This is a genomic window from Rhodococcus sp. 114MFTsu3.1 (assembly GCF_000383555.1).
GTDB lineage: Bacteria > Actinomycetota > Actinomycetes > Mycobacteriales > Mycobacteriaceae > Rhodococcoides > Rhodococcoides fascians_E.
The window spans coordinates 17,602-41,689 of sequence record NZ_KB911544.1; the positions used below are offsets into that span (position 1 = coordinate 17,602).

Here is a 24,088-nt window from a genome sequence, read left to right on the forward strand (position 1 = left end):
CTATTCACCCTCGAGGTCGCCTTCCGTTTCCAGGTAGACCTGGCGCAACCCATCGAGGATGTGCTGGTCCGGTTCCGCCCACATCTTGCGTTCGACGGCCTCGAGCAGCCTTTCGGCGATGCCGTGCAGCGCCCACGGGTTGGACTGCTGCATGAACTTCTGATTCTGCTCGTCCAACACGTACGTCTCGGCCAGCTTCTCGTACATCCAGTCCGCGACGACGTCGGTGGTGGCGTCGTACCCGAACAGATAATCGACGGTCGCCGCCATTTCGAATGCGCCCTTGTATCCGTGCCGACGCATCGCCTCCAGCCACCGCGGGTTGACGACGCGTGCACGGAACACGCGTGCGGTCTCCTCCGACAACGTGCGGGTCCGCACCGACTCCGGTCGCGTGCTGTCGCCGATGTATGCCTCGGGCGACTTCCCCGTCAGAGCGCGGACGGTGGCGACCATGCCGCCGTGGTACTGGAAGTAGTCGTCGGAATCGGCGATGTCGTGCTCACGCGTGTCGGTGTTCTTGGCAGCCACGGCAATTCGTTTGTACGCCGTGCGCATGTCGTCCGACGCAGGAACGCCGTCGAGTCCGCGTCCGTACGCGAACCCACCCCAGGTCGTGTAGACTTGGGCCAGATCCTCGTCGCTCCGCCACGTCTTGCTGTCGATCAGCTGAAGCAGACCCGCACCGTAGGTGCCCGGCTTCGAACCGAAAATGCGCGTCGTGGAACGACGTTCGTCACCGTGCTCGGCGAGGTCCGCCTGCGCGTGCGCACGCACGTAGTTCTGCTCCGCCGGCTCGTCCAACGCAGCTACCAGACGAACCGCGTCGTCGAGCAACGCCAGAACGTGTGGGAAGGCGTCACGGAAGAACCCACTGATGCGAACGGTCACGTCGATGCGCGGCCTACCGAGTTCTTCGAGGTCGATGACCGCAAGCGTGGTGACACGGCGCGACGCTTCGTCCCACACCGGCGACACACCGAGGAGCGCGAAGACCTCGGCCACATCGTCTCCCGACGTGCGCATCGCCGACGTGCCCCACACCGACAACCCGACCGATTTCGGCCACTCGCCGTGATCCTTCCGGTACCGAGCCAGCAGCGACTCCGCCATCGCCTGCCCGGTTTCCCAGGCCAGCTTCGACGGCACGGCCTTGGGGTCGACCGAATAGAAGTTGCGCCCGGTGGGGAGCACGTTGATCAAGCCGCGCAACGGCGAACCGCTGGGGCCCGCAGGGATGAATCCACCGTCGAGGGCGTGCAGAACCTGCTCGATCTCGCGCGAGGTACCGCGCAGACGCGGGACCACCTCGGCCGCGGCGAACTTCAGAATCTCGGCAACGGTGGGGCCGTGGTCCCCGGCGACTTCCTCGGCTCGGGACGGATCCCACTGCGTGAGCTGCATCGCCGAAACCAGACCGTGAGCGATCGACTCGACCTCGTCGACTCGGACGCGCTCCTCGTCGCCGTCCTCACTGAGCCCGAGAGCCTCGCGCAAGCCGGGAACCGACTGCTCGCCGCCCCACATCTGACGAGCCCGGAGCATCGCCAGAACGAGCTCGACCTCGGCGTCGCCGACGGGTTCGGACCCCAGCACGTGGAGACCGTCACGGATCTGTACGTCCTTGATCTCGCACAGCCAACCATCGACGTGCAGAAGCATGTCGTCGAACACTTCTTCGTCGGGCCGTTCCTCGAGCCCCAGATCGTGGTGCATCTGAGCAGCCGTCATGAGCGTCCAGATCTGCTGGCGGATAGCAGGCAGCTTCGCTGGATCGAGCGCCGAGATGTTCGCGTGCTCGTCGAGCAGTTGCTCGAGACGTGAGATGTCGCCGTAGCTCTCCGCGCGCGCCATCGGAGGAATCAGATGATCGACGAGAGTCGCGTGTGCGCGCCGCTTCGCCTGGGTGCCCTCGCCCGGATCGTTGACGAGGAACGGATAGATGAGCGGCAGGTCACCGAGAGCTGCGTCGGTTCCACACGAGGCGGACATGCCGAGAGTCTTACCCGGCAGCCATTCGAGGTTGCCGTGCTTGCCGAGGTGCACCATCGCGTCGGCTCCGAAACCGCCGTTCTCCGCGGACGCCTGAATCCAGCGATACGCCGCCAGATAGTGGTGGCTCGGAGGCAGATCCGGGTCGTGGTAGATCGCGACCGGCTTCTCGCCGAATCCACGCGGCGGCTGAACCATGATGACGACGTTGCCGAACTGCATTGCGGCGATGACGATCTCGCCTTCGGGATCGACCGACCGGTCCACGTACATATCGCCCGGAGCGGGACCCCAATGTTCCTCGACTGCCGACGTGAGATCCTCGGGTAGTTCCTCGAACCAGTTCCGGTACTGCGCGGCCGAGATACGGATGGGGTTGCCCTCGAGCTGCTCGGAGGTGAGCCAGTCCGGATCCTGACCGCCGCGCGCGATCAGCGCGTGGATCAAAGCGTCACCGTCACGCGCTGCGAGACCCGGAATGGCGTCGGGACCGTCCAGTGGACCCAGATCGTAACCTGCGGTGCGCATCTCGGACATCAAGGCGATCGCACTGGCCGGAGTGTCGAGGCCGACGGCATTGCCGATCCGGGCATGCTTGGTCGGGTACGCCGAGAACATCAGCGCGATCCGCCGGTCCGCCGCCGGAATGTGCCGAAGCCGTGCGTGACGTACGGCGATACCCGCGACGCGCGCCGCTCGTTCGTGATCGGGAACGTACGTGGTGAGTCCGTCGTCGTCGATCTCCTTGAACGAGAACGGAACGGTGATGAGTCGGCCGTCGAACTCGGGAACGGCCACCTGGGTGGCGACGTCGAGCGGCGAAAGGCCGTCGTCGTTCTCCTCCCACGTCGCGCGACTGCTCGTCAGACACAGTCCTTGCAGAATGGGAACGTCGAGGGCGGCGAGTTCGGCGACGTCCCACGCCTCGTCGTCTCCGCCTGCCGACGCACCTGCGGGTTTGGTGCCCCCGGCCGCCAACACGGTCACGATCATCGCGTCGGCGGACTTCAGAGTGTCGAGCAGCGCGGGTTCGGCGGTGCGCAACGACGCGCAGAAGATGGGAAGCGCGCGGGCACCCTTGGCTTCGACGGCAGCGCTCAGAGCTTCGATGTACGCCGTGTTCCCGGCGAGATGCTGGGCGCGGTAGTACAGAATCGCAACGACAGGAGCGGAGCCTGCGGAGTGACCGGACAAGGCAGGAGCGGAGCCTGCGGAGTGACCAGTAGAGACAGGAGCGGAATTTGTGTCGCGGCTGGGTTGACGGTCGAGGGTGCCCCAGGTGGGGGTGTGCATCGGCGCCGCGAATCCGTGTCCGGTCAGCAGCACGGTGTCGGAGAGGAATGCGAAGAGCTGGGCGAGGTTGTCCGGCCCGCCTTCGGCGAGGTAGTTGTGGGCCTGCGCGGCGACGTTGCCGGGAACGGTGGACAGTTCCATGAGTTCGGCGTCGGGTGCCTGTTCTCCGCCGAGAACGACGACGGGGAGTCCGGTCGCGAGGACTGCGTCCACGCCTGCTTCCCACGATCTCTTCGATCCGAGGATGCGGAGCACGATCAGATCGGCGCCGTCGGCCAGGGACGGGACGTCGGCGGCGAGGAGCCGCGAGGGGTTGCCCCACCGATAGTCGGCACCGCTGGCGCGCGCGGACAGCAGATCGGTATCCGAGGTGGACAGCAGCAAGATCACGGGTAACACCCTCCTGGGGTTTTCGCGCCCCTGGTCGTTCTACGTGGCGGCTTCGGAGAGGGTCTGGCTGTGACAGTGGCGCGACCGCACCGGACTTGCACCGGATTTCCTCTCGGCCGAAGCCTTCTGGTGGGGAATGCTACCCAAGTGAATCCGCTGCCGTGTCCACCCGTTCGCTCGTAGCATCGACGGATGGATGCTCGGGACATACGCAGCGCGTACCTGCAGTTCTTCGCCGACCGTGGCCATCGGCTGATCGAACGAGCGTCACTGGTGCCCGTGGGCGATCCGACGACCCTGTTCAACGGCAGCGGTATGCAGCAGCTACTCCCCTATCTACTGGGTGCCCAACACCCCGAGGGGACGCGTCTGACCGACAGTCAGCCGTGCGTTCGCGTGCAGGACATCGAGGAGGTCGGCGACAACCGGCACACGACGTTCTTCGAGATGCTCGGCAACTGGAGTCTGGGCGACTACTTCAAGGATCAGCAGATTCCGTGGTTCTGGGAGTTCCTCACCGGTGTCGTCGGTCTCGATCCCGCCCGGATCTTCGTGTCGTGTTTTGCCGGCGACGAGCGGCATTCGATACCGAAGGACACCGAGAGCGCCGATGTGTGGGCGTCGATGTTCGCCGCAGCGGGCATCGACGCGGACCGTGTCGATCTCGGTACGGAGGAACACGGCGGCCGAGTCGGTAGCAACGGGGCCAGGATCGCGTTCTACGGCGCGAAGAACTGGTGGTGCCGCGCGGGCTCGGCCGATGCGATGCCGGTCGGGGAACCCGGCGGTCCGGATTCCGAGGTGTTCTACCTCTATCCCCACGTTCCTCACGACACGGCGTACGGCGAGTTCTGCCACCAGAACTGCGATTGCGGGCGCTACATCGAACTCGGCAACTCGGTGTTCATGCAGTACGTGCGGACCGCAGACGGATTCGACACGCTGCCGCGGCGCAACGTCGATTACGGAGGCGGACTCGAACGCATCGCGGCCGCGGCGATCGACAGTCCCGACGTGTTCCGCAGCTCGCTGCTGTGGCCGATAGTCGAACAGTTGGAAGCTCTGACCGGTGCGACGTACGCCTCGCACACCGCGGCCATGCGGGTGGTGGCCGATCACCTGCGCGGTGCGGTGTTTCTCGCGGTGGACGGAGTGCGTCCCGGCAACAAGGAACAGGGGTACGTGATGCGCCGGTTGATTCGGCGCGCCGTTCGATTCGCATTCGACCTCGGCGTGGAGCAGAACTTCGTGCAGGACGTGGTCCCGACGATCGCCGGGTTGTACCGCAGTGCGTATCCCGAGGTGGACCGGCTGCACGACGAAGTCGTCGCCGTCCTCGTCAAGGAGGAGAAGGTCTTTCGGCAGACTTTGCGGCGGGGGCTGCGAGAGCTGGCCAGAATGGCCGACGGACCCATCACCGGGGACGAACTGTTCGTCCTCTACGACACCTACGGGTTTCCGGTCGAGCTCAGCGTCGAGGAAGCCAGAACGCGTGGGCTCACCGTCAGTGCCCGGTGGCGTACGGAGTTCGACGCGAAGATGCGCGAGCAGCGCGAACGCTCCCGCGCCGCCAACAAGATGCACTTGTAGCCTGAAGAAGTGAGTTCGACCGATCCCCGACCCGTCCCGGACAAGTGCCCGGGCGCCCTGTCCATGCACCAGGCTGCCGACGGCTCGCTGGCTCGCGTGCGTCTACCGGGCGGAGTGGTCACTCCGGCGCAGATGCTCGTTCTCTCCGGCGCTGCGACCGAGCTGGGCAACGGTTCGATGGAGTTGACGTCGAGAGGCAATGTTCAATTTCGCGCTGTGTCCGACGGAGACGAGCTTGCACGTCGGCTGTCCGACGCAGGCCTGTTGCCGTCACCGACGCACGAACGAGTACGCAACATCCTCGCATCGCCACTGACCGGTCGAGTCGGGGGAATCGCAGACGTACGCGACTCGATCGGCCGACTCGACGCCGCCCTGTGTGCGCGGCCGGCACTGGCCGAACTTCCGGGCCGCACACTGTTCGCGCTGGACGACGGCCGAGGCGACGTTCTGACGGCGCGCCCGGATTTCGCGGCAACGGCCGTATCCCCCGAACATCACCTTTCCGACGATCCAGCCGACGAGAGGACTCGGTACGCGCTGGTTCTTGCGGGTCGGGACACGGGTGTTCGCATTGCCGAAAGCGATGTCGTCGACGTACTGCTGGCGTCCGCTCAGGCGTTCGTGGACCTGCGAACCTCCGAATGGCGGCTGAGCGAGCTCTACGACGGACCCGAACGAGTGCTTGCGGCCCTCGGCTCGACTCCGACCACGGAGAGCCGCCTCGAGGTGGGGACGTCGTCGACTCCCCCCGTCGGCTGGCTACCGCAGAACGACGGCCGGGTAGCTCTCGGCGGAGTGCTCGCCCTCGGTCTGTTGGACGGCCGACTCGCCGAGTTCCTGGCGGCGATCGACAGACCGTTGGTACTCACCCCGTGGCGCAGCGTGGTGGTGTGCGATCTGGACGAGGACGTGGCCGACACCGTGGTGCGTGTTCTCGCACCCATGGGTCTGATCTTCGACGAGAACTCACCCTGGATCGACGCCAGTGCCTGCACCGGCTCCCCCGGGTGCGAGAAGTCGAATGCCGACGTACGCGCAGATCTCACCGACGCGATCGGCGCAGGCACGGTCCTTCGCGGACGCCGACAGCACTGGTCCGGATGCGACCGCCGGTGCGGGGCGCCGAAGGGAGATGTACTGAACGTCGTCGCCGGACCGACCGGATACCGGGTGTCCTGACCGCTCACCGGCCTGACCTATCGTGAACGCCATGCACGACTACATCCGCGACGGCGCGGAGATCTACCGACAGTCCTTTGCAACCATCAGGGCCGAGGCGGATCTGTCGGCGTTCTCCGCGGACATCGCGCAGGTCGTCGTGCGGATGATCCACGCGAGCGGCGAGGTCGATCTGACCGAGGTCATCGGCGCCACGCCGAACGTCGTCCGCGACGCGCGCGCAGCGTTGAACTCCGGCGCCCCGATTCTGTGCGATGCCAACATGGTCGCCGCGGGTGTCACCCGTCGGAGGTTGCCCGCGGACAACGAGGTCCTCTGCACGCTGTCCGACCCGCGGGTTCGCGACCTCGCGGACAGGCTGGGGACTACCAGGACCGCAGCGGCACTGGAGTTGTGGGGCGACCGACTCGACGGCGCCGTCGTCGCGATCGGCAACGCCCCGACCGCACTGTTCCATCTGATGGAACTGCTCGCCGCCGGTGCCCCCTCGCCCGCCGCCATCGTCGGAGGCCCGGTCGGTTTCATCGGCGCAGCCGAATCGAAAGAGGACCTCATCGCATCCGGACTGGGTGTGGAGTATCTCGTCGTTCGTGGCCGCCGCGGAGGAAGTGCGATCACCGCTGCAGCGGTCAATGCCATTGCGAGCGAGGAAGAATGAGCGTCGCTGCAGGCAAGCTGTGGGGTGTCGGAATCGGCCCGGGCGACTCGGAACTCGTCACCGTCAAAGCAGCCCGCATCATCGAGGCGGCCGACGTGATCGCGTTCCACAGCGCGCGTCACGGCCGAAGCATTTCACGAGGCGTCGCGGCGCCCTACATGCGTGACGGTCAGATCGAGGAGCACCTGGTGTACCCGGTCACGACGGAGACCACCGATCATCCGGGCGGATATCAGGGTGCGATCGACGAGTTCTACGAGGAGGCCGCGGCTCGATTGGCAGCCCACCTCGCTGCCGGTCGCGACGTCGCGTTGCTCGCCGAAGGCGATCCGCTGTTCTACAGCTCCTACATGCACATGCACAAACGACTCGTCGGCCGTTTCGACGTCGAGGTGATACCCGGCGTGACGTCGGTCAGTGCGGCATCTGCAGCGCTCAAGACTCCCCTCGTCGAACGTGACGAGGTGTTCACGGTTCTACCCGGAACCTTGCCCGTGGACGAATTGACGCGGCGGTTGGCGGCCACCGACGCCGCAGCGATCATGAAGCTCGGCCGCACCTTCCCCACTGTCGTGCAGGCGCTGACGGACGCGGGCAGGTTGGACGAAGCAAGATACGTCGAACGCGCGAGCACGGAGGGCCAACGCGTCTCGAACGCCGCGGACGTCGACCCGTCGGCAGTTCCCTACTTCTCGATGGTCGTCGTGCCGAGCCCGGCCAACAACGCCGTGTTCCCCACACCCGCGGACGGGAAGGTCGAGGTCGGTGCAGTCGGTGAGGTAACCGTGGTCGGACTCGGTCCGGGCGCAGACTGCTGGACGACCGAGGAGGTGCGTCGAGAACTCGCCCGCGCCACCGACCTCGTCGGATACGTCACGTACTTGAACCGAGTAAGGCTCGGACCCGGTCAGATTCGGCACGCGAGTGACAACAAAGTGGAGTCCGAGCGTGCCGCGTTCGCGCTCGATCTCGCCAAGCGAGGCAAGCGCGTGGTGGTCGTCTCGTCCGGTGACCCCGGGGTGTTCGCCATGGCGTCGGCGGTGATCGAAGTAGCGGCCGAACCGCAGTGGGCCGATGTTCCGGTACGGGTGGTCCCCGGCATGACAGCGGCGAATGCAGTCGCGAGCCGGGTGGGCGCGCCGCTCGGACACGACTATGCGGTCATCTCGCTGTCCAACCGCCTCAAACCGTGGGACGTGGTCGCGAACAGGATCACTGCTGCAGCGGCCGCCGACATGGTCATCGCCGTCTACAACCCGGCGTCGAAGTCCAGGACGTGGCAGGTCGAGAAGATGCGAGACCTGCTGTTGGAACACCGCAGCCCGCAGACTCCCGTCGTCATCGGGCGTGCGGTAGGCAGCGACGAAGAGTCGGTTCGCGTCGTCGAACTGGTCGACCTCGACCCGAGCGAGGTCGACATGAGATGCCTGCTCATCGTCGGCTCCTCGCAGACGCACGTCGTCGAGACCGGCGCGGGCCGGCAGGTGTTCACCTCTCGTCGTTACCCCTGACGTACGTGGTGGCCCCGAAGCCACTCCACGACGGCTCCGACGGAGTCTGCAGTGAAATCCGCCCCCGCTTCCCGAGGTCGGTCGATCATCACGACGGGGACAGCCAGGCGACGGGCTGCGGCCAACTTTGCGTCCGTCATCGCTCCACCGCTGTTCTTCGTGACCATCGTGTCGATGCGATGCGCCCTCATCAACTCGATTTCGTCGGCCTCCGCGAAGGGTCCGCGCGCGAGCAGCACCTCGTGATGCGGCGGTAGTGCGCCGATGGGCGGATCGATGCTCCGGACGAGGAACCAGGTGCGCTCGATCCACGCGAACGCATCGACGTTCTGTCGTCCGATCGTCAGAAACGACCGACGGGACAAGCGTTCGACTGCCTCGGCAGCCTCCGAGATCGATCCGACACGAATCCACCGGTCGTCCGCCGACGGCGTCCAGGCAGGGCGCACGAGCCGGACGAGCGGTGTACCGGTGGCGCGCGAGGCCTCGCGCGCGTTGGACGACATCGACGTCGCGAACGGGTGCGTCGCGTCCACGACGACGTCGACGCATTCGTGTTCGAGCCACTGCGTCAATCCTGCCGGACCTCCGAAACCTCCGACCCGAGCCGAACCGACCGGCAGCTGTGGCTCGTGCACACGTCCCGCCAAGGACGAGACGACGTCGAGGCACGGATCGCCGTGGACCTCAGCGGCGAGCGAACGAGCCTCCGAAGTTCCGCCCAGCAGAAGGATCTTCACCGTTTGACGGCTGTCCATTGCGTGACGGGCATGTGGGGCCTCCAGCCGGTGAACGATCCCAGCGCCTCGGCCCGGTAGATCTGGAATCTGCGCAGGGAGCCGCCGAACTTCGAAACACAGTGAAGAACCAGCGATTCCGACTCGGCGGTGACCGCATTGACAACCAGTCGCCCGCCCACGCGAAGTCGCTCCCAACAGACGTCGACCATGGCGTCGCTGGTCAGGCCGCCACCGATGAACACGGCGTCGGGTACGTCGTCGGGTACCTCTTCGAACGCAGCAGGTGCACGTCCGAGTACTCGAAGGCTCGGCACTCCCAACGCCGACGCGTTGGCGTCGATCTGCGCTCGTCTGGCGTCAATGGATTCGAAAGTCGTTGCTCGACAACGCGGGTGCGTCCGCATCCACTCGATGGAGATGGAACCCGAGCCGCCCCCGACGTCCCACAGCAGCTCACCGGGCGCGGGCGCGAGTGCACTCACGGTCAAGGCTCGGACCTCGGCTTTGGTCAGCTGGCCGTCGCCGGAGTAGGCGTCGTCGGGCAGACCCGGAACTCGGGTGAGCCGGCCCGACCGGTCGTCGGCGACGCAGTCGATCGCGACGACGTTCAGCGGATCTCCGGCCGGGTGGTTCCACGAGCCGGCCTCACCCGCCACCGAGTGCTCGGACGGCCCACCCAGTTGCTCGAGTACGGTCATCGACGACGCAGGATAGCCGGCCTCACACAGCTTTTCGGCCACGGCTGCCGGCGTGTCCTGATCGCGCGACAGGACGACGATGCGTGCACGGTCCGCCAGCGCCGCGACGAGAGTGCTCGGCGCCGTGTTGACGAGATTGACGGTGACCACCTCGTGCATCGCCCAACCGAGCCTGGCGCAGGCGAGCGACACCGAGGACGGAGCGGGAACGACATGCAATCTCGCGGCCCCGAATTCGCGGGCGAGCGTCACCCCGATTCCGTGGAACATCGGGTCGCCGCTCGCGAGCACGCAGATTCTTCGGCCGTGCCACTCCGCGAACGAGGTACGCAGACTCGGGACGAGCGGAGTCGGCCACCGGCGCGCCTTCTCGGGCGGAACCGGAGTCGAGTCGAGCTGGCGCCTCGATCCGAACACGACATCGGCCTCCGTGACGATCACCCGTGCCGACTCGGAGAGTCCGGCCCACCCGTCGGCCCCGATTCCGACGACGGAGATGGGCTGCGCCTGCGGCGAGGTCATCGAGGGGCCTTCCGCCACAACCACTGTGGAACGAATCGGACGGCGAAGTAGATCGGCGCGAGGATGCCGGGAATCCACACCCTCGACTTCCCGGCACCCAGAGCCGCGGCCACCGCGTCGGCGACCTGTGCAGGTGAGCTCGAGAACGGGGCGGGAGTCATACCCTTCGTCATCGAACCGACGACGAAACCGGGGCGAACGAGCAGCAGGCTGACACCCGACCCTCGAAGAGCGTCGGACAAGCCCGTCGCGAATCCGTCGAGACCGGCTTTGGCCGATCCGTACACGTAGTTCGCCTTGCGCACACGCACTCCCGCGACGGAGGAAAACACGACGATCCGGCCGGTGCCCTGAGCGCGCAGGACAGTGGCGATCCGGGTCAACACGGCGGCCTGTGCAACGAAGTCGGTGTGCAGAATCGCCGCTGCATGAGCAGCATCCTTCTCGGCACGTGCTTGATCGCCGAGGATGCCGAACGCCAACACGACGGTGGACAGGGGCCCGTGCTCGGCAACGACCGACTCGAGCACGGCGCCGTGCGACCCGAGGTCGTCGGCGTCGAACTCGACCGTCGCCACGGTGGTCGCACCTGCGGCCACGACCGCGTCCACCTGTTCGGTCAGGTCGTTGCTCCGGCGTGCGGCAAGCACGACGGTCCGGCCGGACGCCAGACGCGTGGCGAGCTCGAGTCCGATCTCGCTACGTCCGCCGAGAACGAGAACCGTGCCTTCGGGTGCAGTGGTCGTCACGACGGTCATTGTGGCCGATTACCGTGTGCATCATGGTCACCACCCCCGCATCCTTGACACCCGACGCCGTGGAGTTCCTCACCGAACGCCATCTCGCGACGCTGACCACCTTGCGCAGCGACGGCACTCCGCACGTGGTCGCCGTCGGATTCACCTGGGATCCCGACGGCGGGTTCGCCCGAGTCATCACCGGACGCGCGACGCAGAAAGCACTGAACGCCTCCCGCGGCGGATACGCGGCCGTCAGTCAGATCGACGGCCCTCGGTGGTTGACACTGGAGGGCACCTCGGAGGTGTTGACCGACCGCGACGACGTGGTCGACGCCGAGAACCGCTACGCGGTGCGGTACCGGGTTCCCCGGGAGAATCCCGAACGCGTGGTCATTCGAATTTCGGTTCGACGTGTGCTCGGGTCGCGGTCGCTGCTCACGACACCGGCAGCACCGTGAGTCCGTGCGGGCGGAGGTTGACCGACTCGCACCCGTCGGCGGTGACGATCACGATGTCCTCGATCCGGGCTCCCCACTGTCCGCGAAAGTAGATTCCCGGTTCGACACTGAACGCCATTCCCTCGGTGAGTTCGATGTCGTTGCCGGACACGATGTAGGGCTCCTCGTGCACGGACAAGCCGATTCCGTGACCGGTGCGGTGCAGGAACGCCTCGCCCAGGCCCTCCGCGGTCAGGACTTCCCGGGCTGCGGCATCGACGGACTCGGCCGAGACACCGGGACGCACCCGATCCACGGCGGCCTGTTGTGCTCGCTCGAGTACGGCGTACTGCGCCGCGACGTCCGCGGGGGGATCGCCGAGGACGTAGGTGCGAGTCGAGTCGGAGTTGTATCCCGGCGCCACGGGCCCGCCGATGTCGATGACCACGACGTCGCCTGCCTCGATCACGCGATCGGACACCTCGTGATGCGGATCGGCGCCGTGCGGACCGGACCCGACGATGATGAAGGCCGCTTCGGTGTGGCCCTCCTCCAGGATGGCGGCGGCGATATCCTCCGCGATGTCGGCTTCGGTTCGGCCGACCTTCAGGAAATCCCCCATCCGTGCATGGACTCGGTCGATGGCCTGGCCTGCTCGACGTAATGCGTCGATCTCCGCCTCGTCCTTGACCATCCGGAGTCGACGCAGAACGTCCGTGGCCAGAACGGGTACGACACCGAGTCGGTTGGCGACGGGCACGAAGTGCAGCGCCGGCATCGCGTCGTCGACTGCGGTGGTGGCGCCCTCGGGCAGTGCCGCCGCGATGATGTCGTACGGACTCGTCCCGTCCACCCAATCGGCGAGTTCGAGCCCGAGGTCGGCCACGGCCGAGTCCTTCAGTGCGGCGAGCTCCATCCTCGGAACCACCACCGTCGGCTTAGCACCACTCGACGGCACGACGAGGCAGAGCAGACGCTCGAACGAACTCGCCTGTGAGCCGAGCAGGTACCGAAGGTCCGGCCCCGGCGAGATCAGCAGTGCGTCGAGTCCGGCCTCGGAGGCGAATTCGGCGGCACGTGCAAGTCGCGACGCGTAGGTCTCCGACGGGAATCTGGCTGGGGACTGTGCGGAAGTGGAACTCATGATCTACAGGCTATCGACGTTTTGGCAAGATGATCCACATGACCGCCCCTGGATCGTCGCCGCTGCTCCTTCTCGACGGAGCCAGCCTGTGGTTTCGCGCTTACTACGCTCTGCCCGAATCGATTACAGCACCCGACGGCACACCGGTGAACGCCGTGCGTGGATTCGTCGACATGGTGTCGGCGCTGATGGCCCGCACCGAGCCGAGTCGCCTCGCGGTCTGCCTCGATCTGAATTGGCGACCGCAGTTCCGCGTCGACCTCGTGCCGTCGTACAAAGCTCATCGCGTCGCCGAGGCTGCACCGGGCACACCGGAGAGCGAGGAAGTGCCGGACAGCCTGTCGCCCCAGGTGGATCTGATCATGGAGGTGCTCGCTGCAGCAGGCATTGCGACTGCAGGCGCTGAGGGCCTGGAGGCGGACGATGTCCTGGGTACCCTCGCCGCGCGCGAGCGCACCGACCCTGTCGTGGTCGTCAGCGGAGACCGGGATCTACTTCAGGTCGCAGCCGACGAACCCAATCAGGTGAAAGTCCTCTACGTGGGACGTGGTCTGGCGAAAGCCGAACTGTTCGGTCCCGCCGAGGTGGCCGAGAAGTACGGAGTGCCCGCGGATCGAGCAGGCGACGCCTACGCCGAGCTTGCTCTGCTGCGCGGGGACAGCTCGGACGGTCTGCCCGGAGTCAAAGGTGTCGGCGAGAAAACTGCGTCCACGCTCATGCTCCGGTACGGCTCGGTGGCTGCGCTGCGCGACGCTGCTCTCGACCCGTCGTCGGACATGGCGCAGGGCGTGCGGGCCAAACTCGCCGCGGCTGCCGACTACCTCGATGCGGCGCTACCGGTGGTCCGTGTCGTCCGCGACGCCGATGTGGTGCTCTCCAGGTCCGACGTCATACCGGCCGTCCCCGCCGACGCGGACAAGCTGGCCGAACTCGCCGCTCGACTGGGAATCGAGAACGCCGTGGGCCGACTCACCGCAGCCCTGTCGGTCCACGGGTCCTGAATGCGGCGGCCGGCCCACGGGTCGTGACGGGCGTTCGACGTCAACGCGGGCGGGAGACCTCGTATGTGCCGTCGTTATCGGTGAACGTCAAGGTCACCGTGCGCTCGAAACCGTCCACCTGAAGAGAGCATTCGAACGATGCTCCCTCCTCGATCTTCTTGCCGTCGGGGCACGAGACGTTGCTGACGGACGATGCACCGTAGGTACCGGTCACGATGTCCTCGACACCGGATTCGGCAGCTGCGGGATCGAGATTCTTGGAACCTCCGAATGCCAACGCGGCTCCACCGATCACGACGATGGCAGCGACCAGACCACCGATCACGAAGTACGGCGTTTTCGACTTGGTACCGCCGGGTGTCTGCTGGGCAGAATTCCACTGATTGCCCGGTCCCTGCGGCTGACCGGGGTATTGCCCCTGCCCCCACTGCGGCTGTCCCGGATACTGACCGGCCTGCTGGCCAGGCTGCTGACCGTACGGTTGGCCCGGATATTGGGCATTCGGCTGACCGTACGGCTGGCCTGGATACTGCCCCGGCTGCGGACCGGACTGCCCCGGCTGCCCCGGCTGGCCGTACTGCTGGCCTGGGTACTGGGTGTTGGTCTGGCCTGGATACTGGCCCGGCTGAGCAGGCTGACCGGGATACCCTGGCTGCTGCCCCGGCTGCTGGGCGTACGGCTGGCCCGGGTACTGCCCCTGCGGGTATCCGTACTGCCCGTACGCCTGCTGCGGATACTGTCCCTGCGAACCCTGTTGATTCGAGCCCGACGCGTCCGGATAAGCCTGAGTTGGGTACGCCGACGTGGCTCCGCCGTCCTGGGACCGGCCCCACTGCTCGGTGTCCGGGGTGGCACTCTCCGGCTTTCCTTGATCGCGCGACCACTGATCATCGGGGTTGTTCGGACCGTACGGGCCGCTCATCTCGCCTCCACGTGAATTCGATTGACCGGCCGCAACCATATCGGACACGGTTACGCAGCGTCGACTGCTACGACTCCTCGGCGCAACGCCGCGATCGCCCGCGCCGCCGCCTTCGACAACGCGGGATCCGGCGACGCCAGCCGGACCTGATCCAGCAGGTCGATCACCTGTCGACACCACCGAACGAAGTCGCCGCCCGACAGTGCTTTTCCGCGATCGCCCGCAGCCATCAACGCGTCGGCGAGCGTGTGATTGCTTGCCCAGCGGTAGACCGCCTTCACGAATCCCATGTCCGGTTCGCGGGTCTGCGGCAGCTTGTGCCGAATCTCGTCGGACCGCAACTCGCCCCACACGCGGACCGTCTCGCCCAGCGCATGACGGATCGGCCCGGTCGGGCCCTGAGGAACGGTGTCGCCGACCTCCTGACGGGACTCGAACACCACGGCCGACACCACCGCAGCCAGTTCGGCCGGCGCGAGCCCAGTCCAGAGACCCTGTCTCAGACACTCGGACACCAGCAGGTCCGACTCGGAGTAGATACGGCCGAGCCGCGCCCCGTGTTCGGTCACCGTGGGCGCCGCACCGGAGGTGATGTAGTCGCGCTCCGCGAGGAGAGCCAGAATGCGGTCGAAGGTTCGCGCGAGCGAATTGGTTGTTGCGGAGACTTTCTGACGCATCGATTCGGTGTCACGAGCCAGCTTGTTGTAGCGCTCACCGACGCGGCCGAGCTCGTCCCGGTCCGAGCGCGAGTGAACCGGATGCGATCGAAGACTTCTACGGAGCGTGGCGAGTTCACTGTCGTCTGCTGCCGTCGACTTGCGCCGACGCCGATCCGACGGAGCCGAGATGCCTGTCGACCGCAATGCCGCCGACAGGTCGCGCCGCGTGCGAGCAGTGCGGTGGTCGATGAACTTCGGCAGGCGCATACGACCGAGTGCGTACGCGGCTGACGGGAAGTCCGCCGCCGACAATCGTCCGGCCCACGCATCTTCGGTCAACACCAGCGGTCGGGGATCGACCCGGTCGTCGTCGGATTCCAACACCACGGCCAATCCGGCGCGCTTACCGCTGGGAACCGAGACGACGTCGCCTCGTTTGAGCTCGAGCAGTGACTCGACCGCCTGATCTCGCCGGTCCTGCCTGCCCTGACGCTCGAGCAGCCGCTCACGCTCGGTGAGTCGCTCCCGCAGTTTCGCGTACTCGAAATACTCGCCGTCGACGCCGCCGAGCCGTTCCAACAGTCCTGCGAGGGTCTTGCCGTTGCGGTCGATCCCACGGACCAGACCGACGACCGATCGATCTGCCTGGAACTGTGCGAACGACCGTTCCAGCAGCGTCCGCGATTCGGCGGCACCGAACTGCTCGATCAGATTGATCGACATGTTGTATCCCGGGCGGAACGAACTGCGCAGCGGGAACGTACGGGTGGATGCGAGACCGGCGACCTCCGTCGGCTCGGTTCCCGGCTGCCACAGCACGACAGCGTGTCCTTCCACGTCGATTCCGCGTCGACCGGCACGGCCGGTGAGCTGGGTGTACTCCCCCGGGGTCAACTCCGCGTGAGATTCACCGTTGTACTTGACCAGTTTCTCGAGGACCACGGTGCGCGCAGGCATGTTGATGCCGAGGGCAAGGGTCTCGGTCGCGAACACGGCGCGAACCAGGCCCTTGACGAACAGTTCCTCCACCGTGTGGCGGAACACCGGCAGCATGCCCGCGTGATGGGCCGCGAGGCCGCGCTCGAGTGCTTCACGCCACTCCCAGTATCCGAGAACCTCGAGATCCTCCCTCGGCAGCTCGGCGGTGTGTTTGTCGACGATGTAGCGAATCTCCTCGGCCTGCTCAGGCGTGGTCAACACCAACCGGGACCGAAGGCACTGCGTCAACGCACCGTCGCATCCGGCCCGGCTGAAGATGAACGTGATCGCAGGCAGAAGTCCTTCCTCGTCGAGCTTGGAGATGACCTCCGGACGCGGGAGCGGACGATTGGCCATGCTGGAACCGCCGGCGCGGCCACGGCCTCGTCCCCTGCCGTGCGGTGGTTGCCATCGATCGACGTGGTCGAGCGATTGACGCTGTTTCACGTAGCGAACGAGGTCCTTGTCGACGACGAGCCGTGCCGATCCTTCTCCGCTCTGGGCCCGGCTGTCGAACAGATCGAACAGCCGCCTCCCCACCATGATGTGCTGAGACAGCGGAACCGGCCTGTTCTCGTCGACCACCACGGTGGTGTCGCCGCGGACGGTCTCCATCCACGCGCCGAACTCCTCGGCGTTGCTGACGGTCGCGGACAGACTGACCAGCCGTACATCCTGCGACAGGTGCAGGATCACTTCCTCCCACACTGCGCCACGAAAACGGTCGGCGAGGTAATGAACTTCGTCCATCACGACGTGCGAGAGGCCACGCAACGCATCCGACGACGCGTACAGCATGTTCCGCAGGACCTCGGTGGTCATCACCACGATGGGGGCATCGGCGTTCACACTGGAGTCGCCCGTGAGCAGACCGACCGTGTCACGTCCGTAGCGGGCAGTGAGTTCGGCGAACTTCTGGTTGCTCAGCGCCTTGATCGGTGTGGTGTAGAAGCACTTTCGACCTGCGGCAAGCGCAAGGTGGACGGCGAACTCGCCGATGATCGTCTTGCCCGCGCCCGTCGGAGCACAGACCAGGACCCCGTGCCCGGATTCCAGCGCGGTGCACGCGTCCACCTGGAAACGATCCAACGGAAAATCGAGGTGCCCCGCGAATCGCTGCAGTTCGGACGTCGACACCGTCACACGATCACGTCAGATCGTGTCGGTGAAATCCCGCTCGGGTTGCTTCGGAGGAGTGACCGAAATCGGGGATGCAAGCGGACCAGCGGACTCGATCGACGATGCTTCGTCATCGGATACATCACCCCAATCATCTTTTCTCTTCCGCAATTTACGCTTGTCGTGAATGCGCGCTACTTGCACCGCCATCTCGAACAGCAGCGTGAGTGCAAGAGCCAGGGCAAGCATCGAGAACGGATCCTGGCCGGGTGTCGCGATCGCCGCGAACACGAACAGACCCATGATGAGTCCGCGTCGCCACGCCTTGAGGCGCTCGTACGTGAGTACACCGACGAAATTCAAGGCCACGACGAGCAACGGGATTTCGAAGCTCACGCCGAAGATGATCAGCAGATTGATGACGAAGCCGAAGTACTGGGCGCCGCTCAGCGCCGTTATCTGCACGTTGTCACCGATGGACAGCAAGAAGTGCAGGCCCTTGGAGACGATGAAGTACGCCAGCACGGCTCCGCCGACGAACAGGATGGCAGCGGAGGTCACGAACGAGACCGCGTAGCGACGCTCCTGCTTGTAGAGGCCAGGCGTGACGAACGCCCAGATCTGATACAGCCAGACGGGGCAAGCGAGCACGACGCCCGCCGTGAATGCGACTTTGAACCGCAACAGGAACTGGTCGAACGGACCGGTCGCGAGCAACCGACACTCGTCGACACCGCTCGTGTTGCCGCTGAGGTCCGCTCGAAGACTCGGATCGAGCGAGCAGTACGGGCCGCGAAGAAGATCGCCGAGACTCTCGATACCGAGAATCGTGTGGGAGTACCAGAAGAAGCCGAAGGCCGTGGTGACTGCCATGGCGAGAAGCGACCACATGAGTCGCGTGCGCAACTCGTAGAGATGATCGACCAACGACATGGTGCCGTCGGGATTCAAACGGCGCTTGCTGCGCCTCGGATCGAACGGAATTCGCATACTCTGTCTTCGCTCAGCAGTGAACCGGGGTGCTGGTCAGCACCCCGGTTTACCACGATGTCGCGTCAGGCGGACTTGGAGTCCGGCTGCGACGTCACGCTGCCTGTGGCGTGAATATCGCTGGCCTGCGAGTCGATCCGATTCGGCGCTGGTGTTGCCGGCGTATCGGACTTGCCGTCGTTCTGCATTTCCTTGACTTCACTCTTGAAGATCCGGAGCGAGCGACCGAGACCGCGTGCTGCGTCGGGCAGCTTCTTCGAACCGAACAGAATGACGACCACCAAAGCAACGATGGCCCAGTGCCACGGGCTCATGGCTCCCATGTTCTACCTCCCAAGATCAGATGACTCGAGCCTACCCGACGTTTCGCCACGTGGACTCCCTCGTCGCCGTACGTTTACGGTGCGTTCACACCGGACTTTCCCGACATGACGTCGTCGTACGCCGCCAACGCCTCGGCTGCCCTGTTCTCGACGCTACGCCGAAGTTCCGGCGGACCCAGGACCTGCACGCCTTCGCCGAACCCCAGCGTAAGACGCGTCATCCACGCGGGTGTCGCAAATCTCATCGTCACCACGAGCGATCCGTCGTCCTCGGTGTCCACCAGAGTCATCGGGTAATAGTCCAGAATCCACGCGTGACTCGGCAGTACGCGCAGTCGCGCCTGAGGCAGGGACGCGTCGTCGTTGAATATCTCGAAGCTGTCGTCCTCGTTCGCTCCCTCCGGCGGTGTCGACGGCACCTCGAGTTCCACGGCCCGATCGATGCGGTCCAACCGGAACAGACGCACACCTTCCGCGCTGCGGCACCACGCCTGCAGGTAACTGTGATCGTCGATCGACACCGTTCGGATCGGATCCACGACGCGCTCGGACACGGCGTCACGCGACGCGGAGTAATACGTCAGTTCCAGAGCGTGCTTGCTGCGCAGAGCGGAGCGGACAGCGGTCGCGATCGGGCTCTCGGGACGGTCGTCCGCGGGTTCGGCGCTGACGTTTCCCGGAACGTTCGCGCTCGCCGAACCGGCGGCCTGCTCGATCTTGGCGATGGCGCTCTGGGCCGCGCTCGGGTCGACCATGCCCGGCATCGACGTGAGCGACCGCAACGCCACGAGCAACGCCGTCGCCTCGGTGGACGTCAGTCGCAAAGGGCGGTCGATACCCGCCGAGAACGTGACTTCGATGCTCTCCTCGGAGAACGACAGATCGATCAGATCACCCGGCCCGTAACCGGGCAGCCCGCACATCCAGAGCTGGTTCAGATCGGTCATCAGCGTCGACGTGGACACCCCGAGCTCGCGCGCAGCTTCCTCGGCGCTCAGGCCTGGATTGGCAAGGAAGAACGGAACCATGTTCAGCAGCCGCGCCAGCCGGACCGACAGTCTCGCGCTCATCGCCCGACCGCCGGAACAACCGAACGCAGGGTCGCGATGACATCCGATCGAAGCTCGGCGGGTTCGAGCACCACCGCGTCGGACCCGTGTCCGGCGATCGACCGGGCGACCCACTCCCACGAACGGACGGGAATCCGGATCACCGACCCGGGACGTCCACCGATCATGCGATCCTCCATTGCCGTCCCCATCCGGCGGAGCTCCACCGCTCCACCCTCGGCTACCCACACCGTCGCAGTTCCGTTGACCTCGGCGGTTCCGGCCACGCGCGCGACAATGGACTGAACGTCCACGTCGTCGGGTTTGCGGATACTTCCCGCCCGACCGAACGTCGTGACGTCGTCGCCGATACGCGACAACCTGAACGTCCTGGTGTCGTTGCGATCGACGTCGTGTCCGACCAGATACCACCGGCCCCGAAACGTGACCACGCCCCACGGTTCGACGGTGCGGGTCGTGTACGGATCCGTTGCCGAGCTGCGGTGCTGGAACTTCACCGACCGGCCCGCGTCGATTGCCGCGAGCAGAGCGCCGAGGGCAGGTTCAGATCCGCGGGTACGAGCCGGAACCGCCGTCACCGACGCCGCCGAGTCTTCCTGATCGACCTGGATTCCCGCGGCGCGCAGCTTGACCAACGCGCTCTGCGCCGCGGAGGTCAATTCCGGAGATTCCCACAACTGCACCGCGACCGCGACCGCAGCCGCTTCCTCGCGCGAGAGATCTATCTCCGGGAGCTCGTAGGCATCACGGTTGATTCGATAGCCTTCGACGCCGAACGTCCCGGCAGAGATCCCGGTCTCGAGGGGTACGCCGAGGTCACGGAGTTCGTTCTTGTCACGCTCGAACATCCGACTGAAGGCTTCGTCGCTGCCCGAGTCTCCGTAACCCGCGACGCTGTCCCTGATCCGTTCGGCCGTCACGAACTGACGTGTCGACAACAGACAGATGACGAGATTCATCAATCGTTCGACTTTGGTGATCGCCACCCCAAGAACCCTAACCGTCCGAGTCGCTTCGGTCGCATCGCGCGCCTGCGACCACTACATCGACGCGATCAACCGCTCCACTCGCTCGTCGACGGAGCGGAACGGGTCCTTGCACAGAACGGTGCGTTGAGCCTGGTCGTTGAGCTTCAGGTGAACCCAGTCGACCGTGAAATCGCGGCCTGCATCCTGCGCGGCGGTGATGAATTCCCCGCGGAGCTTTGCGCGTGTCGTCTGGGGAGGCAGATCGACAGCCTCGTCGATCTGCTCGTCCTCGGTCAACCTCTTCGCAAGACCCTTGCGCTGGAGCAGGTCGAACACCCCGCGACCCCGTTTGATGTCGTGATAGGCCAGATCGAGCTGCGCGATCTTCGGGTCGGACAACTCCATCGAGTATCGATCCTGGTAGCGCTGGAACAACTTTCGCTTGATGACCCAGTCGATCTCGGTGTCCACTTTGGCGAAATCCTGGGCTTCGACCGCGTCCAGAGTCCTACCCCACAGGTCCACGACCTGCTCGATCTGAGTGTTGGGCTCGCGCGTCTTCAGATGTTCCACCGCCCTGGCGTAGTACTCACGCTGAATCTCGAGTGCACTGGCCTGCCGTCCGCCGGCGAGGCGAACCGGCCGTCGACCGGTCAGATCGTGACTGACCTCGCGGATCGCGCGGATGGGGTTGTCCAGCGCGAAGTCCCTGAAGGAGACCCCGGCCTCGATCATCTCGAGCACGAGAGCGGCCGTACCGACCTTGAGCATCGTGGTTGTCTCGGCCATGTTGGAATCACCGACGATGACGTGCAACCGGCGGTACTTCTCGGCGTCCGCATGCGGTTCGTCGCGCGTGTTGATGATGGGACGTGACCGGGTGGTCGCCGACGACACACCTTCCCAGATGTGTTCGGCGCGCTGCGACAGGCAGAAGGTGGCGGCTTTGGGCGTCTGCAGAATCTTCCCGGCGCCGCAGATGAGCTGGCGAGTGACGAGGAACGGCAGCAGCACATCCGAAATCCGCGAGAACTCTCCCGCTCGCTGGACCAGGTAGTTCTCGTGGCAGCCGTAGGAATTGCCGGCCGAGTCGGTGTTGTTCTTGAACAGATAGATGTCCCCGCCGATACCTTCCTCGGCGAGCCGCTGCTCGGCGTCGATCAGCAGGTCCTCGAGGACTCGTTCACCGGCCCTGTCGTGAGTGACCAACTGCAGCAGACTGTCGCACTCGGCCGTCGCGTACTCGGGATGCGACCCGACATCGAGGTACAGGCGCGCACCGTTGCGGAGGAACACGTTGGAGCTACGGCCCCACGACACGACCCGGCGGAAGAGGTAGCGGGCCACCTCGTCCGGGCTCAGCCGCCTGTGCCCGTGAAAGGTACAGGTGACACCGAACTCGGTCTCGATGCCCATGATTCGTCGCTGCACACTTCGACAGTACAACGCAGACGCGCCGATGGAGCGTCCGAACGACGCACGGTGAAATTGTGTCGGTTTCCGCGGGCTGTCTGGCAGGAGTGGAGCCGGCAGGAACAACCTGGCAGGGCGGGAGTGGAGCCGGCAGGAACGACCTGGCAGGGCGGGAGTGGAGCCGGCAGGAACGACCCAGTGAGCCGGGAGTGGAGCCGGCAGGAACGACCGGCTCTAGGCTGGGGTGGTGACCGAGACATCCCCCTCCTTGCCCGATCGCATCCACGCCTGGGATGTCAGATTGTTCGACCGAACCGCAGCCAGTCGTGCATCCGTCGCCGATCCGATTCTCCGAAACCTCAGCACTGCGGCGAACCACAGTGGCTTGTGGATCGCCGCGTCGGGAGTGTTGGCGAGCAAGCGGGGTCCGACTCGTCGCGGCGCGGTACGCGGGTTGTTGGCCGTGGCGGCAGCGAGTGCATTGGCGAACGGTGTCCTCAAGCCTGCGTTTCCCCGTAGCCGTCCTGGTTTCGAGCGGACCCCTTTCGTCCGTCGAGTGTTGTCACCGCCTGTGTCGTCTTCTTTCCCTTCCGGCCATTCGGCGTCGGCGGCTGCGTTCGTCACCGGCGTGGCGCTCGAATCTCCGCTCGCTGCAGCTGCTTTGGCGCCGGTGGCCGCGGCGGTGTGCTATTCACGGGTGCACACCGGGGTTCACTGGCCGACGGATGTGGTCGCCGGTGCCGCTCTCGGTGCCGGAATTGCGTTGTCGACGCGGCGGTGGTGGGCCGTACGCACGGAAGAACCTGCCGAGCTCGGCAGATCCGTTGCGGCGCCGCAGCTTCCGCGCGGCAAGAACATGCTGATCATGATCAACCCCGGATCCGGTTCCGACGACACGATAGAGGACGACATCCGACGCATGTTGCCGGACGCCGACCTGTTCCGGCCCGACACCGACGGGGACTTCACCACGCAGCTCAAGGAGCGTATCGCCGCGACGTCGCCCACGGCACTCGGCGTGTGCGGCGGGGACGGGACAATCGTCAGCGTCGCGGAATCCGCCGTGCGGCACGACCTCCCACTCGCGGTGTTCCCGGGAGGTACTCTCAACCATTTCGCTCACGACGCCGGGGTCGCCGATGTCGCCGCCACCGCACGCAGCATCGAGAACGGAACCGCCGATCGTGTCGATCTCGCCCACGTCGTCGTCGACGGCCGGGATCGGATCTCGTTCGTCAACACTGCGACGTTCGGCGGATACCCGGACTCCGTGCGGCTGCGGGAGAAGCTGCAGGACCGCATCGGTAAATGGCCTGCTGCTGCCGTCGCGATGGTACGAGTACTCGGCCGCGCCCAGCCGATGCAGATCGAGTTGGACGGCCGTCGGCAGGCAGTGTGGATGCTGTTCGTCGGGAACGGCCAGTACGCGCCCACGGACCGGGTTCCGATGTCCAGGCCCTCGATAGGTTCCGGCACGCTGGACCTGAGGTATCTGCCGTCGACTCCGTTCCTGTCTCGTACCCGGCTCGTTCTGGCGGCACTCACCGGAACGCTCGGATCGTCGTCGACCTACGTCCACTCGTCGGTTCACTCGCTGAAGGTCGCCGTCGAAGGCCCCGAAGTCGCGCTCGCCACCGACGGCGAAGTCACCGCAGACGGTCGCACATTCGAATTCGGCGTCGACGAGAACGGCCTCGCGCTCTACCGAGATCGATAGAACACGAGGCCGCAGGCTCCCGAAGATGAAG

19 protein-coding genes are annotated in these 24,088 nt (G+C 65.7%); 7 read left to right on the forward strand and 12 right to left on the reverse strand.

What is annotated here, in order from left to right:
- The gene (gene cobN, locus H292_RS0100070; RefSeq protein ID WP_020110056.1) at nucleotides 1-3,675 is read right to left on the reverse strand and encodes a cobaltochelatase subunit CobN; all 3,675 of its coding nucleotides are present in this window, start codon (nucleotides 3,673-3,675) and stop codon (nucleotides 1-3) included.
- A 192-nt stretch (nucleotides 3,676-3,867) separates the two neighbouring features.
- Here cobN and H292_RS0100075 point away from each other — a divergent pair, with 192 nt between their 5' ends.
- The 4 genes from H292_RS0100075 to cobJ are packed head-to-tail and all read left to right on the forward strand — an operon-like array spanning nucleotide 3,868 to nucleotide 8,616.
- The gene (locus H292_RS0100075) at nucleotides 3,868-5,265 is read left to right on the forward strand and encodes an alanine--tRNA ligase-related protein (RefSeq protein WP_020110057.1); all 1,398 of its coding nucleotides are present in this window, start codon (nucleotides 3,868-3,870) and stop codon (nucleotides 5,263-5,265) included.
- 9 nt (nucleotides 5,266-5,274) lie between these two features.
- The gene (cobG, locus tag H292_RS0100080; RefSeq protein ID WP_027498507.1) at nucleotides 5,275-6,447 is read left to right on the forward strand and encodes a precorrin-3B synthase; all 1,173 of its coding nucleotides are present in this window, start codon (nucleotides 5,275-5,277) and stop codon (nucleotides 6,445-6,447) included.
- Nucleotides 6,448-6,478: 31 nt separating this feature from the next.
- Entirely contained in the window at nucleotides 6,479-7,105 is a 627-nt protein-coding gene (locus H292_RS0100085; protein WP_020110058.1) for a precorrin-8X methylmutase, read from the forward strand.
- Nucleotides 7,102-8,616: a precorrin-3B C(17)-methyltransferase gene (cobJ, locus tag H292_RS0100090; RefSeq protein WP_020110059.1), complete on the forward strand. Its 1,515-nt coding sequence runs from the start codon at nucleotides 7,102-7,104 to the stop codon at nucleotides 8,614-8,616. The genes H292_RS0100085 and cobJ overlap by 4 nt, the downstream gene beginning before the upstream one ends.
- Here cobJ and H292_RS0100095 read toward each other — a convergent pair.
- The 3 genes from H292_RS0100095 to H292_RS0100105 are packed head-to-tail and all read right to left on the reverse strand — an operon-like array spanning nucleotide 8,607 to nucleotide 11,334.
- On the reverse strand, nucleotides 8,607-9,374 hold the full coding sequence (locus H292_RS0100095) for a cobalt-precorrin-6A reductase (RefSeq protein WP_020110060.1): 768 nt from the start codon (nucleotides 9,372-9,374) through the stop codon (nucleotides 8,607-8,609). The two genes, cobJ and H292_RS0100095, sit on opposite strands and share 10 nt — an antisense overlap.
- Nucleotides 9,353-10,576, reverse strand: coding sequence for a bifunctional cobalt-precorrin-7 (C(5))-methyltransferase/cobalt-precorrin-6B (C(15))-methyltransferase (locus H292_RS0100100; RefSeq protein ID WP_027498508.1), 1,224 nt, complete (start codon nucleotides 10,574-10,576; stop codon nucleotides 9,353-9,355). The genes H292_RS0100095 and H292_RS0100100 overlap by 22 nt, the downstream gene beginning before the upstream one ends.
- Nucleotides 10,573-11,334 (reverse strand): SDR family NAD(P)-dependent oxidoreductase, encoded by a 762-nt coding sequence (locus H292_RS0100105; protein WP_019666254.1) that lies wholly within the window; start codon nucleotides 11,332-11,334, stop codon nucleotides 10,573-10,575. The genes H292_RS0100100 and H292_RS0100105 overlap by 4 nt, the downstream gene beginning before the upstream one ends.
- A 23-nt stretch (nucleotides 11,335-11,357) precedes the next feature.
- Here H292_RS0100105 and H292_RS0100110 point away from each other — a divergent pair, with 23 nt between their 5' ends.
- Entirely contained in the window at nucleotides 11,358-11,774 is a 417-nt protein-coding gene (locus tag H292_RS0100110) for a PPOX class F420-dependent oxidoreductase (protein ID WP_020110062.1), read from the forward strand.
- Here H292_RS0100110 and H292_RS0100115 read toward each other — a convergent pair.
- Complete coding sequence (locus H292_RS0100115) at nucleotides 11,752-12,897, reverse strand: M24 family metallopeptidase (RefSeq protein WP_020110063.1); 1,146 nt, start codon at nucleotides 12,895-12,897, stop codon at nucleotides 11,752-11,754. The two genes, H292_RS0100110 and H292_RS0100115, sit on opposite strands and share 23 nt — an antisense overlap.
- A gap of 29 nt (nucleotides 12,898-12,926) precedes the next feature.
- On the opposite strand from H292_RS0100115, the gene H292_RS0100120 reads away from it, so the two are divergent.
- On the forward strand, nucleotides 12,927-13,898 hold the full coding sequence (locus H292_RS0100120; RefSeq protein WP_019666257.1) for a 5'-3' exonuclease: 972 nt from the start codon (nucleotides 12,927-12,929) through the stop codon (nucleotides 13,896-13,898).
- A 40-nt stretch (nucleotides 13,899-13,938) separates the two neighbouring features.
- On the opposite strand, the gene H292_RS0100125 is transcribed toward H292_RS0100120, so the two are convergent.
- The 7 genes from H292_RS0100125 to pafA form a co-directional block, all read right to left on the reverse strand.
- Entirely contained in the window at nucleotides 13,939-14,820 is an 882-nt protein-coding gene (locus H292_RS0100125; RefSeq protein WP_020110064.1) for a DUF4333 domain-containing protein, read from the reverse strand.
- A 50-nt stretch (nucleotides 14,821-14,870) separates the two neighbouring features.
- Entirely contained in the window at nucleotides 14,871-17,600 is a 2,730-nt protein-coding gene (locus H292_RS0100130; protein ID WP_020110065.1) for a DEAD/DEAH box helicase, read from the reverse strand.
- A gap of 9 nt (nucleotides 17,601-17,609) precedes the next feature.
- Complete coding sequence (tatC, locus tag H292_RS0100135; protein WP_019666260.1) at nucleotides 17,610-18,566, reverse strand: twin-arginine translocase subunit TatC; 957 nt, start codon at nucleotides 18,564-18,566, stop codon at nucleotides 17,610-17,612.
- Between the two features lie 65 nt (nucleotides 18,567-18,631).
- The gene (gene tatA, locus H292_RS0100140; protein ID WP_020110066.1) at nucleotides 18,632-18,889 is read right to left on the reverse strand and encodes a Sec-independent protein translocase subunit TatA; all 258 of its coding nucleotides are present in this window, start codon (nucleotides 18,887-18,889) and stop codon (nucleotides 18,632-18,634) included.
- A gap of 74 nt (nucleotides 18,890-18,963) precedes the next feature.
- Complete coding sequence (locus tag H292_RS0100145) at nucleotides 18,964-19,959, reverse strand: helix-turn-helix transcriptional regulator (protein ID WP_020110067.1); 996 nt, start codon at nucleotides 19,957-19,959, stop codon at nucleotides 18,964-18,966.
- Entirely contained in the window at nucleotides 19,956-20,945 is a 990-nt protein-coding gene (locus tag H292_RS0100150; RefSeq protein ID WP_020110068.1) for a helix-turn-helix transcriptional regulator, read from the reverse strand. Before H292_RS0100150 ends, H292_RS0100145 begins: the two co-directional genes overlap by 4 nt.
- Nucleotides 20,946-20,999: 54 nt before the next feature.
- The gene (pafA, locus tag H292_RS0100155; RefSeq protein ID WP_026347980.1) at nucleotides 21,000-22,358 is read right to left on the reverse strand and encodes a Pup--protein ligase; all 1,359 of its coding nucleotides are present in this window, start codon (nucleotides 22,356-22,358) and stop codon (nucleotides 21,000-21,002) included.
- A gap of 229 nt (nucleotides 22,359-22,587) precedes the next feature.
- On the opposite strand from pafA, the gene H292_RS0100165 reads away from it, so the two are divergent.
- Nucleotides 22,588-24,057, forward strand: coding sequence for a bifunctional phosphatase PAP2/diacylglycerol kinase family protein (locus tag H292_RS0100165; RefSeq protein WP_231383728.1), 1,470 nt, complete (start codon nucleotides 22,588-22,590; stop codon nucleotides 24,055-24,057).
- The last annotated feature ends 31 nt before the right edge of the window (nucleotides 24,058-24,088 follow it).

Excerpts from the sequence above, each read along its gene's own strand:
- H292_RS0100085 (WP_020110058.1), top strand. The coding sequence starts at position 6,479 with ATGCACGACTACATCCGCGACGGCGCGGAGATCTACCGACAGTCCTTT.
- H292_RS0100100 (WP_027498508.1), bottom strand. The coding sequence starts at position 10,576 with ATGACCTCGCCGCAGGCGCAGCCCATCTCCGTCGTCGGAATCGGGGCC.
- H292_RS0100115 (WP_020110063.1), bottom strand. The coding sequence starts at position 12,897 with ATGAGTTCCACTTCCGCACAGTCCCCAGCCAGATTCCCGTCGGAGACC.
- H292_RS0100120 (WP_019666257.1), top strand. The coding sequence starts at position 12,927 with ATGATCCACATGACCGCCCCTGGATCGTCGCCGCTGCTCCTTCTCGAC.
- cobJ (WP_020110059.1), top strand. The coding sequence starts at position 7,102 with ATGAGCGTCGCTGCAGGCAAGCTGTGGGGTGTCGGAATCGGCCCGGGC.
- tatC (WP_019666260.1), bottom strand. The coding sequence starts at position 18,566 with ATGCGAATTCCGTTCGATCCGAGGCGCAGCAAGCGCCGTTTGAATCCC.
- H292_RS0100110 (WP_020110062.1), top strand. The coding sequence starts at position 11,358 with ATGGTCACCACCCCCGCATCCTTGACACCCGACGCCGTGGAGTTCCTC.
- H292_RS0100105 (WP_019666254.1), bottom strand. The coding sequence starts at position 11,334 with ATGACCGTCGTGACGACCACTGCACCCGAAGGCACGGTTCTCGTTCTC.
- H292_RS0100095 (WP_020110060.1), bottom strand. The coding sequence starts at position 9,374 with ATGGACAGCCGTCAAACGGTGAAGATCCTTCTGCTGGGCGGAACTTCG.
- H292_RS0100145 (WP_020110067.1), bottom strand. The coding sequence starts at position 19,959 with ATGAGCGCGAGACTGTCGGTCCGGCTGGCGCGGCTGCTGAACATGGTT.
- tatA (WP_020110066.1), bottom strand. The coding sequence starts at position 18,889 with ATGGGAGCCATGAGCCCGTGGCACTGGGCCATCGTTGCTTTGGTGGTC.
- H292_RS0100125 (WP_020110064.1), bottom strand. The coding sequence starts at position 14,820 with ATGAGCGGCCCGTACGGTCCGAACAACCCCGATGATCAGTGGTCGCGC.
- H292_RS0100075 (WP_020110057.1), top strand. The coding sequence starts at position 3,868 with ATGGATGCTCGGGACATACGCAGCGCGTACCTGCAGTTCTTCGCCGAC.